Source organism: Gracilibacillus salitolerans (assembly GCF_009650095.1).
In the GTDB taxonomy this organism is placed as follows: Bacteria; Bacillota; Bacilli; order Bacillales; family Amphibacillaceae; genus Gracilibacillus; species Gracilibacillus salitolerans.
On the sequence record NZ_CP045915.1, the window covers coordinates 1,356,336 to 1,369,362 of the forward strand.

A 13,027-nucleotide genomic window follows, 5' to 3' on the forward strand; every position below is an offset into this window, starting at 1 on the left:
TTTTGTACTTTATCACGGTGCTAATCGTCCGTAAAATCCCCACTGAGGGAAGTCACACTTTATGTTCATTTAACTACAATTCCGTTAACTTAATAAATGTTTCGTTATTATAAATACTTGATAAAAGTGGATCAGAATAAGCTGTGTCTTTCAGAGCTTCATTTAGTTCGATTGCATTTTCTAACTCTTCTAAACCTTGATCAATTTCTCCAAGTTGTATCAAAGCTACCCCTTTTCCATAATAGCCGATTCCCTCATCTGGAAATTCCTCAATGATGTTATCATAAATATCTTCTGCTTTTTGAAAATCGCCATTATATGTAAGCATCAGGCCTTTATAATCTAAAGCATCTAATGTCTGCTCTGGTTTTAGCTCAATAATCTTGTCTAAATAAGGAATTGTAGCACTATATTCCTCTAATAAATCATATGAGTAGACAAGATACCATAACGCCTCAGTATCATTCGTATAATACGCTAAATACTCTTCTAAATAAGGAATACTTTCCTCGTATTCTTGTAAAAAGTATAGTGAAATACCTTTACCATATAAGGCATAAGGAGCACTATCATCAATTTCTAAAGCCTTATCGTAATATTCTAATGCTTTTTCATCTCTTTCAAGCATAGAATGTGCATTTCCCATGTTGATAAATTGCTCAGGTTCTTGATCACTAATATCAATGGCTTTTTGGGCTGCAACGATGGCTTTCTCATATTCATTTGTCCTGTTCAATGATAATGCTTTATTACTGTAAGAACTATCTAACTCGTCATCTAGTTCAATCGCTTTTTCTAAGGGTTCTAATGATTCTTCATATTGCTCCATATTAATAAGAATATAACCTTTTTCATTATATAATAACGGATCTTTAGGGTATTTCTCTAATCGCTCATATACATGTTTTAACGCTTCATCATATTGGTTTTGTTCATACCAGCTGTCATATTTCTCTCGCGAAAAGTCAGGATCTGTTGTACTGAAAAGGGTACATCCAGAAAGAATCATCATTAATAAAATAAATATAATTCCTAAGTTTTTCTTCACTGTATCATTTCCTTTATGTGAATTTAGAATCAGTATACATTATAAGAGAAATGTTCAAAGATGTAACTGGGTCAAAAGTTCTAAATGGATAATTTTTCCGCAAAAGAGCTGTGAATGATTGATTGGTGTGTATATAATTGGGGTAACGATAGATTTCTATGATAGGAGGAAACTAGGGATGAAATGGATACTTCTTCTAATAGCTGGCTGGATAACCATAACTGGTGGGTTATTCTTGGGCGCGTTATCTGGAAATATTGCGGAACAGTTTGGCTTAGCTAGAAATTATCAGTTATTGATTCAAGGTCTCGTGATGAGTGGAATCGTTGTACCTATTATTTTGTATCTGTATCGATACGTCTATCGGCTGACAGGTGAGCCCAATAGGCCGGTGTATTCATGGAAAAGCGCCTATCATTTTTTTACTGGGGCTCTTCTGGCAATTGGCCTAGCTACTTTTGGTTTCATCATAGCAACTTCACTTGGCTGGATTACTATTGAACAATGGCATACACCAGATTATTGGTTTGCTGCACTACTTATCAACATGGTTATCGCCTTTTTGTATGAAGCTTTGCCGGAGGAACTGGCTTTACGAGGAATGGTATATGATGTATTACGTTATCGCTTTGCAGCCTGGCTAGCTGTTTTATTGCAAACGATTTTATTTTTGCTTGTTCCTTTAGCAACCGTACAACTTCAGGTGTTCTTTGGACTTTCGCCAGGTAATACCATTAATGCAGAGTACATTGTGTTGATTTCTTGCTTCGGGATCTGTTTACAATTGCTTCGTCTCTGGACACAAAGTTTGTGGACATCAATAGGTTTCCATTTGGCTTACCTAGAAATAACTAGAGTTGTAGTGATGCCTTCAAGTGATGCATCCATTCTAAGTTATAATGAAGTGGAGTCTGGTCTAGGTACAGTGTTTATTGCATTAGGAATGATTATAATTGGGGGTATTATTTTCTCTCTCTTTATTTTAGGTGCAAAGCGTTTTTTTGGAAAAGGATATAAGTTTAACAAACATTAAAAGGGTTATTTACAGCAGCCCTTCTAAAGGTTGGTGTTCTTCTAATCTACGTGAGCAGTAGAATTCGATGCAGACAATGAAGCTAGTACATATAACATCCGAATGAAGTTATTGTCGTATGGAGAATGCCGATTATTATTTTAAAATATTCTGAAAATATACTATAATTTCTAAGTATACATCTTAGAGGGGGAGTAACATGAAAGCATTAGAGAGAGTTAGTGGTTTTGTAGGGAGTACGTTTGCAATTTGGGTTGTTCTATTTGCGATCTTATCATTTCTTATACCTTCAGGATTCACATGGTTGGCAGCCTATATCACACCATTATTAGGTATCATTATGTTTGGTATGGGACTTACGTTATCTGCAAGTGATTTTAAAGAAGCTTTTAAACGTCCGAAAGAGGTTGCGATTGGAGTAGCTGGTCAGTTCTTGATCATGCCATTGCTTGCCTTTGCGTTAGTAACGCTATTACCAGTTTCCAAAGAGGTGGCAGTCGGTGTTATCTTAGTAGGTTGTTGCCCTGGTGGTACTTCATCGAACGTTATGACGTACTTATCCAAGGGGGATACGGCATTATCGGTTTCTATTACTACGGTTTCTACGATTCTAGCACCATTTTTGACACCAGCACTTATTTTTCTTTTTGCTAGTCAGTGGTTAGAGGTATCTGCAGGATCCTTATTCGTATCGATTGTACAAATTGTATTAGTGCCGATCGTGTTAGGCTTAATCGTTAAAGCGTTATTGAAGGACAAAGTGGAAGCGGGAGTAAAGGCGATTCCGTTAGTATCGGTAATTGGTATCGTAGCAATTGTTGCTGCAGTAGTAAGTGTTAACCATGAACAAATTGCGAAGACTGGTTTACTCATTTTCTTAATTGTTGTACTTCATAACGCGCTAGGCTATCTAGTTGGTTATGGGCTAGGAAAAGTAACGAAAATGGGTTCGAAGCAACAAAAAGCCGTTTCTATCGAAGTAGGCATGCAAAACTCTGGACTTGGTGCCACACTAGCCGCTGCACACTTTAATCCACTAGCAGCTGTACCAAGTGCGATTTTTAGTGTCTGGCATAATATTTCAGGACCGGTTATAGCAACTATTTTCAGGAAGCAGCAGGAGAAAGAAGATAAAAATGATGTAGAGAAGAGTCAAAGTGCATAATGAGAGGTAAGGGTCGGATTTTTCAAATGGACTTTTGTTCATAAGAGGGAGCCGGCCCTTTTCATTGTTAGAAAGTATAAAATTTTGGTATTTGTCTAGCTCCGAGCACTCAGAAACTAGGCGACTTCACGAATCGCCCTACGATAAGTCATCATCGGTTCGCAAAGCTCACCGTGATTCCTTTATCTCAGTTGTTTCTGAAGTCGCTACGTTTCTAAACGGGCGCTCTGCGCTTTTCTTAGTTTTACTTTAAGAACATTTAGACTGTAGGAGCTCTTATTTAGAAGGGAATAGATCACCTAATCTTGAAAAAGAGGAGAGCTCTTATTGCAAACGTTATTTCGATATAACTGGATGGTCAGAGAAGAATGGATCGTTGGTGTCAAGAGTTAAGCCAAGAAGAACTTCTTCGCAATTAAACGGGTGGAGTAGGTAGTATAGTGCATACACTGTTCCATATAGTAGTTGTAGAATGGAGTTGGTTACGTCTCTTACAAGAAAAAACAGACTTTGAAGGAAGTTTTGTTGATTATAAGAGCTTGAAACAGGTTCGAAAATTGGACGTTGAATTTAAAAAGGAAGTGGAGAACTTTGTGAACAACTGAGCTGGGAGTATGGAAAATCAATTATTTTACGATACGCTACCAAATGGAAGAATGGTAACGGATACCTGGGGTGAAGTGATACGACATGTTATTGCTCACGAAATTCACCATATAGGGCAATTATCAATTTGGGCAAGAGAAATAGGGAAAAACCTGTGTCAGCAAACCTTATTGGACGTGGGCTTTCCCCTCATTCGACTAATTAATCAGAGAATATTTTAGTTTGTATTTCTCGTTATTAATTTGAATACTGGTGAATTGTTATAGGACGGATCGAAAGAATTACTGTATAATTAATAATAGAATAAGGAAGGAGGAATTTCATATGTCTAAAACTTTAGCTGTTAACTCCACAAAACTAGCAGGGGTGAGAGCAAGTTAAAATTTAATAATCTAGCGTTAGCATGCTTTACTCCTGCTTTAACAATCCGTAATTGATTTTATTAGCAGGAGGTACACAATGAAGAAAAATACTTTAGCGGAACATAACATTAAGTATTTATTTTGGTCTCAAATATTTGGAAGTATCCTATTTATTACACCAGTTTTGACTTTGTTTTATTTTTCGCGTGGACTAGATGAAACGCTTATCCTATTGATCATGGTTTTTTTCAGTTTAGGAGTCCTTATAGGTGAAGTGCCTACAGGAATATTTGCAGACCGATTTGGAGCTAAGATGTCTTTCTTAATCGGCTCGTTACTAGGAATTGGTAGTCATGCATTATTATTATGGGCTTACGAACCTTGGGTGTTCTTTTTAAGTAGCTTATTAACTGGATTTGCAGCTACTTTTTTTAGTGGTTCAGATGAAGCTCTAATATATGAGTCATTAATCTTATCTAGCGAAGAGAACAAAATGGATAAGGCAATGGGACAAATTGGTTCAGCAAAATTCTTAGTCACGATCATTGTAGTAATAATAGGAGCGATTCTAGCAAAAGACCTATCTGATGGACAATTTAAACTGTTAATTGTTTTAAGTTTATTTTTTATGTCCATTCAATTTGCTTTATTATTGTTTATTAAAAATCCGCCTAATCAAGGCACATATAACAATGATATTAGAACACAACTTAAAGAAGGATTTTATGCCATAAAGAAACATCCTCAAGTTTTATGGATGTTTATGAATATTACTCTTGTATTTATACCTGCGACTGCAATTTTTGAAAAATTTGACCAAAAACTATTGGTAGATGCAGGTCTTCCTGTTTACTTGATAGGCATTGTTTATGCAATTGCTGCTTTAATAGGGTTTACAGCGTCTCGTACAATTGGTTGGATGACAGAAAGAATAAACCGTGTACACCTTTTGTTTATTACTGGCTTACTGGCTGTGCTAAGTCTTATAGGGGTTGCAATGTTCACTTCCTATTTGGGGACATTATTGGGAATTCTATTAATCCTCAAACTTGTAAGTGCTATTAGATATCCTGTTTACTCGCAACTATCCAATGAAATCATTCCTTCTAATGTTAGGGCGACTACTATTTCCCTCTTATCGATATTAGATTCAGGATTTGATATTATTATTTTCCTAACTGTGAGTGGTATGGCGATAACTGGTTTTTCAACGATGTTTCTTGTTTGTGCAGGTATTGCTTTAATCGGCACATTCATTCCAGTTGTACCCAGAAAAGCGTAAATATTAATACCATTGTAGATCATACATGCTAATATGTATGATCTTTTTTTAAAATCTTTTAAAGGTTTAATCAAAAAACTCCATATGTGTTTTTTCTTGTTTGTAGTAATCCAATCTATCTTGTAAAGTACCTGTATGAAACTCGAACTTATGACCATCAGGATCAGTAAAATAAATAGATTTCTTATCTCTTTTATCCCTAGGACGACCTGACAAAATGTTAACATTCAATTCCTTTAGTCTTTTGTACATTCTATCAAAATCTTCTTCATCGATTGAAAAAGCAATATGTGTGTACGATTCATTTATTTCATTGCGTTGTATATCTTTCTCTACATTAAGCGCAAGCCACATACCATTCAAATCAAAATAAGCAGTGTTCCTTCCTTTAACTAATAACTTAGCGTCAAATACTTTTTTGTAAAAGTCAATAGAATTTTCTAAGTCCGAAACAGAAAACAAAAAATGATTAAGCCCTTTTATCGACACGTTTATCACCTCACGTATATTATAGTAATGATATGACTATGTGCAAATTTTTGATCTCGAACGTAGCGCTAATCGATCACATTATCAAGCATAATGATGTTAATCATGACAAACGCATAAATCTGCTCCAGTTTCATATAAATGAATTAATCATAACTGACTGGGGGAATATTGATGTCAAAGGCCATAGAGATTGAAGAAGAGGTTTCTGAACTTACGGAAGAAATGTTAAAGGAATACTATGATTTAAACAATCAGAAAAAAGAATTAGAGAAAGAAATGAATCAGATTAAAAAGCAAATCCACAACTATCTGGATGTAACCTTTGGGAAAGAACAAAAAGGTGAAGTGCAAAAAGGGAAATATAAGGCACAGCGTATTATTCGTTCTTCCGTTAATTACGATGAAGAAAAGACAGTACAAAAATTAGAAGAATTAAATTTAGAAGACTTTATCCTACAAGTAAAACAGCCAGACACTGAAAAACTAGAAGCAGCAATGAAGATAGATATAGTCAAAGAAGAAGAGTTCAAGGATTGTAAAATGAATAAACTGTCTCAAGCCATTACGGTTAAGGAATTAAGGATATAGATATGACAATGTTTGGATTTCGATGATCCAAACGTTTTTTTATTGTCAAAGAAATATTAACTTATGTAAAGAATATTCTAGTAATTGTCTTGTTTTTTCCAGGTTCAATTGCTTCATGCAAGACGATCTCGAATGTTGGATCATCAAATTACCACCTTTTTAGAATATAAGTGATTACATAGCAAGAATACACTTGTATTATTATACTATATATTCAAGAGAAATGGATGATAATAGAGTAATATGGAATTACATGGTAAAATAGATGTGACAATTAATAAAAATGTAACATATTCTCAATGTCTGTATCCCTTTTACAGATTGGTAGAAAGGGAAACCAGTTGATAACTGGACATTTCAATGAAGATTTCCGAAGACAAGCAGTTCAAGATTTGAATCAATCAAGCGAACAATTTGTTTAGCAAAATAATAAAGGAGTGACAAAATGAAAGAGATAGATAATTTAATTGAACAATTTGAACAGTTTAACAGTTGGGTGAATTCTTTAGAAAAAGTAGATGATGCCCTTTTCTTTACACCGATTAACGAAGGAAAATGGACACCGGCTGAAATTATTACTCATATCACTTACTGGGATCGATACATATTAGAGGAATTAATGCCTAAAATGAAGAAGGACGCCAAGATTGCCAGTGTTGCTTTTGATGTGATTAATCAACCTGCTTCCAAACATGCCTTATCTGGAGTCACCAAAACACAATTGATACAAGAACAAATAGAAGCAAGAAATTATTTGGTACGAACCCTTGAAGAAAAATCAGAGGAAGAATTTTTTGCCACATTTATTTTAAATGGGGAAGAAATTGACCAATATTCCGGCTATCCACACTCACTTCTCAACTACATTAGCGCCTTCGTTTGGCATGATAATCATCATAAAGAACAAATAGAAGAATATTTAAATAGGAACCAAGTATCGAATTTGTAATTATACATAAAGAGGAAGTCTCACTTTATAGGGAATGCTTTTGCGACCTTAGGTTGTGCTATTTGTAGTTTTATCTTTTAAACCTTCGAGAGTTAATTTGTGAATGTTGCGCAGTGTAATTGTTTGTAAAAATAGAATTTGTTTTACAATCCTAAGCTTATTACTGCTTGTCCTCTCATGCATCTAAACAAATAGAGAAGATGACTCCTTGGTATACAGAGATCATCTTCTCTAAAATGTTTATTATCTAAAAAGTTAGTCTTAAATCAGCACAGTAAATCGAACAAGATACGCTCTTCTATTTTTCTTCAAGAACGGTCATGCCAAGAAGTCCAGTTAACACTTCGTTACTAAGTGTCTCAAGTTTTACACTTTCTATTTGCTTTGCTTCTCCAAGGTCTATACTCAATATATTTCCATGAGCACCGTCACCTAGATCCTGGATGAATCCACTTTGAGCATAGGAACTGGATGTATTCTCCTTTAACCAGTCATCTAAATTTTCTGGATTAACAAGAGGAAGTCTTTTTTGTTCACCATCACTAAGGTTTACTGTAATTTCTGCGTTCTCTATGCGGCTTTGCATGTGATTTGTCGCTGCTACTACGAAGAAATAAAGTTTATTTCCCTTAACATTAACTGGGATTTCAATACTGTCAGGGAAATTATCGTAAAGAGATGTAAATACCGCATTTTCTTCCTCCTTAGTAATAGAGAATGGGATCCCCATATCCGATATAAAATTCTCGCTTTCATAATCCAATTGGGTCAAATTCGGTTTAACCTTATCTTGTCCGTCTCGATATTGCCACCAATTCAGTCCATATTCCGTAACTGTACTCGGGATATTATCCCAGTAAAACAAGTCGGGCTGAGGAGAATATTTATTCTGGTGTAAATATTCTAAATCTTGATTTGTGTGATCACTTATATCTATCATGTGAGTGTCGAAAGAATTTTCATATGCACTGGTAAGCTGCTCTGTCAATTCCCAGTTTACAAGATTGGTAGATATTTCAATCTCAGGTTTATCTTCTGCTTCAAAAGTCAAGAGATTTTCACCAGGTGTCAGTTTTGATGGGTCATTGATTTTAAATGTAATGAGATCTGACTTATCATTAGCTTTTATAGGAGTATGCAAATCATAGGTTGTTCCCGCAATGTTTCCGGTTCCTTTTAAATTAATATTTTGCTGACTATTATTTTCTATCGCAAACTGAGCAAATGCCTCTCCGTCCTTCACTACCAAATCTTCATCGACTATTTCCAGCGACTGCTTGAGTGTGAGATCAACAGGTAACCACATTTCACTATTACCGGACTCAACTAAAACAAAGAAAGTATGGGTACCAGGTTTATTTTTTAACATTACTGACGCTTTTGATTTCTTTACAGTTGATTGATCTATGTCAAGGATTCCTTGAGGATCGTGCAAACGGATAATATTACTATTATTTACGGAGAAGGTATATTCTTCACCAACAGCCCCTACAGAGCTAGCCTCTATCTCTGGCATATTATTTGTTTGACCATTGTTATAAATAACTTCTATCTTTACATCATTGCTTTCAGATGTTTCCATTTCTAGCCATGAGTGACCTATGCCTGGATTCAGCGAGTAGTCCATATCTTTTCCATTTACTTTCACAGACTTTATCTTCGTGCTGCGGGCTATAAGATTTACTTTATATTCTAACGCTTTTTCACTATTAATTATAATCGTTTCCTTGTCGCCCTCATAGCTATAGTCATATCCCAAGTAGTCTGTTTCGATAGAAGCGTGTTTCCAATCACGAGGGAAAGCAGGCTGAACAGTTGCTTGATTATTCGGTACATCCATTTTAATTCCGAATAATCCTTCCACAGTAGTTCTTACATACATGGAAGTTACATCCGTAAAGTCTACGTGCCCGGATTGTGAGCCATCTTGATTTTGAACATACGAGAGGACACCAGGTCCTGGACCTTCAAATAGATTAGCATCAATGCCAGCTTGCAAGTCTTTCGCTTGTTCCACGAGACCAAGTTGATAGTAATTAAGCATTAGATTAGTAGATTCAGCCGTGTATAGGCCTCTACTTGAATATACGTTAGGTAACCAGTTTGAAGACCATGGTAAGCGGCCATCTCTAGGGGTTGTACCTATCTCGTTTTCGATGGCATGTTCTGTGAAACGTAGCATTTGGTAGCTTTGGAAAGGATCAGTGAATCCTAAATCAATCGGTGTATAGATACTGGATAGGTCAGGGGATTCATGTACCCTTTGCAAACCAAACACATCTTTATATTCGCCAAAAACTCCGATATCCTCTACCCACAGTTTGTCATTCATCGCTTGTTCAATTTTTGTTGTGCGTTGTTCAAAGATAGTTGGATCTTCCCCTAATCGTTTTGCGATATCGATCATTTCCTTATTGGCGCGCCAAGCGTATACACTTGCAATCGTTGCTCCACCACCATTGTTCCATTTATTATCAGTATTCCATGCATTTAAATGACTTTCGTATAATCCTTCGTCATCGGTTTCCATATACTCATCCATCCAGTTTAGATGATTCGCAATAAAATCAAAGCCGCCGTTGGCCATCATATCTAAATCACCTGTCCACTCCCAGTTGTACATCATCATATCAACTAATACTTCACCCATGTTGTAGTGAGAGTCTCCATTAAGTTTGGATGGAATTCTACCATTGGATGCCTGTTTATCAAAATAGGCTGCAGCATTTTCATAGGCACGATCTTCCCATCCGGCTGTTGTGGCGCCATAAGTTGACCTCCATCCTGGCAATGCGACAAACCAGTTGATAGGACCATGCATAAAGGTTGGACTACTCCAAGAGGCATCTAATGCCAATGTTGCGGATGGAAGAGCTGCATTCAAATAAGGGTTAGGTGTATCGATTTTAACAGACTGGGATAGCTCCTTGTAGTGGTCCATGCTTTTTTTTAATACTTTTTCTGGTTCAGCTAAGTAGTTCTTCACCTCAGAAGATTCGATATCGTCAGTAGTGATATTCAAAAATACTTCATTATCATAGTTTCCTTCCGTTGTTGCCATCGCCATGGGTTGAGTATCAGCCTTTGTTTCAAAGAGCGCATTTGGTCCTTCACTAAAAGCGGAAGCATCCACCCTTTTTAAATGAAGAGGTACATTGGCTGTTCCATAGAGAGTTGGACCTCCACCCTCAATTGAAAAATGGTTATTTTCTATTGTTACATCTGTTCCCGAAGCATCTGATGGAGTGAATTTCATGGAGTCGTAGTCTTGGGATCCATAACTTCCTTGGTCACGACCACCAGAGGCAATCACTAAGTCATTTGTATAAGCATCAGGCAAAGTGACCTTTACCAGTAATCCTTCAAAATTTTCTGGACGAACATAGGTTAATAATATAGTCCCTTCGATTGACGGATCACGAAGCTCATATTCCTGATGACCAGAAACATAACGAGAAGTGATCGATTCAAAGTCAGCAAACCATTTTCCGTTTTTTAAACCTAAGAAAATATGACCTAACTTTTCTTGGGCACTGTTTCCTCTGTTCCGGAATAGCAAACCATCAGGTTTATCTCCGACCAATGCAATAATTCTTGGAGAATTATGAGGACCGTAAAGTGGGCGATTGTAAGATTCTCCACCATTATTTACGCCAAACCCGCCATCAATCGGTAAATATTTATACTGTTTTTTACTGATGTGAATGTTCTCTTGTTTTGAAATTTTCTCATTTTCAACGGATGTTGCTTTAACAGTAATCATTTGCTCAGAAGCAGAATCCGAAACGGTTAGCTTTCCATCCGAGCTAATATCGACACCTTTAGATGAGTCCCCAACAATTTCCCATTTCATTTCGGCATTTGGCATGATGCTTCCAAATTGATCCATTACATTGGAATGAAAAGAAAATGTTTGGGTACCATCTTCAGGTAGTGCTATACCTCTTTGTCCTATTACTGTAACTCTAGTTTCCACAGGTCGATATATAATAATTTTTTTCTCCAAAGACACGTCGGGATTTGATTGTGTCGAAGCCTTTAAGATAATTGTTTGTGGTGAAGATGGAGAATGATCAACCGTAAGTACTCCTTCTTGATTGAGACTGACACCTTTTGGTACATCACCTTCAATTTCCCATGATACTGATTCATCTGGAAGTTCATAGCCGTATTGATCGACAACATTAGCATGATATGGAGTTTCACTACTATCATTCTCAAGTATGTTTATCCTATCTGGCCCCTCGATATGGATAGAACTTGGTTCAAGTTGCGTACTAGCGGATGGGCCATTGCTCGTCCAGTTATCTGCTGCATCACCAGCTTCAACACGCAGTGTCGCATTCGTTAAATCGAGATCTGTCCCCTCTAAATGATAGGAGGTTAGTTCCTGTTCTGTTTGAGTTGAGTCTGCGTCTACAACTTCCAACAAAGTATCGTTTTTATAAATGTTATATTGTGTAACAGCTACATTGTCACTTGGGGTAGTCCACTGCATATCAACACTGTTTTGTTTAATGTTTGATAACGTAAGTTGTGTTTGTTCAGGCCAAACTGGGGGAGTCGTTTCTTCAGTGGATATAACTTCAACGCTATTTGCGCGTCCGTCTTCTCCAAACTCTAAATTCAACTGGTTGTCTTGTACCTCGGTCTGATAGATTTGCTCTACAAATTGATTGGTGGTTACCTGTATTCTCTCCTGCTGTACGCCTTCAATTGTGAGGTCTGTTTTGTTGGCGGCGATATGATCTCCAGAAATCACCTTTACATAATAGCCACCATTTTGGATATCAACCTTAAAGGAATAGTCACCACCATTAGTAAAATCTCTGCGAAGGTCGTCTGGAGCTCCTCTGTCCCTGCAATCTGTTTCTTTATCTAGTCCATATCCGATGGTGCTGTCATATAATGTTTGATTCGATATCTGATGGTAGCCTTCTGTAACTGGACTTGATTCACAACCAAAATCAAATTTCATTGGAATCTCAGTCTCCGCAGTCACTATTTTATCCAGGCTTGAAAACATAGAAAAAGTGATTGTCAGGCAAAATATAATAAATACTACTTTTAGTCGTTTCTTAGACATTCTATAACCCCTTTTCTTATGAATTGAGTCGTTAACATTTCGTCAAATAATAGCTATAACTTGTTGAAATCGCTTTCAGAATCATCCTCCTTAAACTAATAAAAAAAAAGAAAACCCTAACTTTAATGATGGATTTTCCCACATGATGTCTTATTATATTTTGCAATCCATAACATCCAAGCTACCAAGGGAACATTACCAATCAGATTAGATGATTGAGTCTAAAGTGCTATTTCTAGTCACCTCCAATGTGATGATAAATGATACCAATAACATACAAGGTATCATAAAAGTTATCCATTGTCTATAAAACATTTTGTCGAATGAAAATCTACTTCTTAGCCGTTTTTTATAATGTGCCTATTAATTAGTATGATGTCGTAATCTTTTGGAAAGTTGATAGAGAAGTGCCTGAA

Annotated in this window: 8 protein-coding genes and 1 pseudogene; 6 read left to right on the forward strand and 3 right to left on the reverse strand. The window is 36.4% G+C overall.

What is annotated here, in order from left to right:
- Nucleotides 1–73: 73 nt before the first annotated feature.
- Nucleotides 74–1,048: a tetratricopeptide repeat protein gene (locus GI584_RS06390; RefSeq protein WP_153790678.1), complete on the reverse strand. Its 975-nt coding sequence runs from the start codon at nt 1,046–1,048 to the stop codon at nt 74–76.
- Between the two features lie 178 nt (nt 1,049–1,226).
- Here GI584_RS06390 and GI584_RS06395 point away from each other — a divergent pair, with 178 nt between their 5' ends.
- The 4 genes and pseudogenes from GI584_RS06395 to GI584_RS06410 all read left to right on the forward strand — a co-directional run bounded on the left by GI584_RS06395 (nt 1,227) and on the right by GI584_RS06410 (nt 5,496).
- Nucleotides 1,227–2,081, forward strand: a complete 855-nt coding sequence (locus GI584_RS06395) for a CPBP family intramembrane glutamic endopeptidase (protein ID WP_153790679.1) — start codon at nt 1,227–1,229, stop codon at nt 2,079–2,081.
- 199 nt (nt 2,082–2,280) lie between these two features.
- On the forward strand, nt 2,281–3,246 hold the full coding sequence (locus GI584_RS06400; RefSeq protein ID WP_153790680.1) for a bile acid:sodium symporter family protein: 966 nt from the start codon (nt 2,281–2,283) through the stop codon (nt 3,244–3,246).
- A 327-nt stretch (nt 3,247–3,573) separates the two neighbouring features.
- Nucleotides 3,574–4,057: pseudogene (locus GI584_RS06405) on the forward strand (DinB family protein).
- Between the two features lie 254 nt (nt 4,058–4,311).
- Nucleotides 4,312–5,496: an MFS transporter gene (locus GI584_RS06410; protein ID WP_153790681.1), complete on the forward strand. Its 1,185-nt coding sequence runs from the start codon at nt 4,312–4,314 to the stop codon at nt 5,494–5,496.
- Between the two features lie 66 nt (nt 5,497–5,562).
- On the opposite strand, the gene fosM is transcribed toward GI584_RS06410, so the two are convergent.
- The gene (fosM, locus tag GI584_RS06415) at nt 5,563–5,985 is read right to left on the reverse strand and encodes a FosM family fosfomycin resistance protein (RefSeq protein ID WP_153790682.1); all 423 of its coding nucleotides are present in this window, start codon (nt 5,983–5,985) and stop codon (nt 5,563–5,565) included.
- 174 nt (nt 5,986–6,159) lie between these two features.
- Between fosM and GI584_RS06420 the strand changes: the two genes are divergently transcribed.
- Both GI584_RS06420 and GI584_RS06425 read left to right on the forward strand, forming a co-directional pair.
- Entirely contained in the window at nt 6,160–6,576 is a 417-nt protein-coding gene (locus tag GI584_RS06420; protein WP_100361461.1) for a hypothetical protein, read from the forward strand.
- A gap of 445 nt (nt 6,577–7,021) precedes the next feature.
- A complete protein-coding gene (locus tag GI584_RS06425) occupies nt 7,022–7,525 on the forward strand; it encodes a DinB family protein (RefSeq protein ID WP_153790683.1) in 504 nt (167 codons plus the stop codon).
- A 298-nt stretch (nt 7,526–7,823) separates the two neighbouring features.
- Here the strand turns inward: GI584_RS06425 and GI584_RS06430 are convergent, their stop codons facing one another.
- The gene (locus tag GI584_RS06430) at nt 7,824–12,611 is read right to left on the reverse strand and encodes a DUF4450 domain-containing protein (protein WP_153790684.1); all 4,788 of its coding nucleotides are present in this window, start codon (nt 12,609–12,611) and stop codon (nt 7,824–7,826) included.
- Nucleotides 12,612–13,027: the final 416 nt, after the last annotated feature.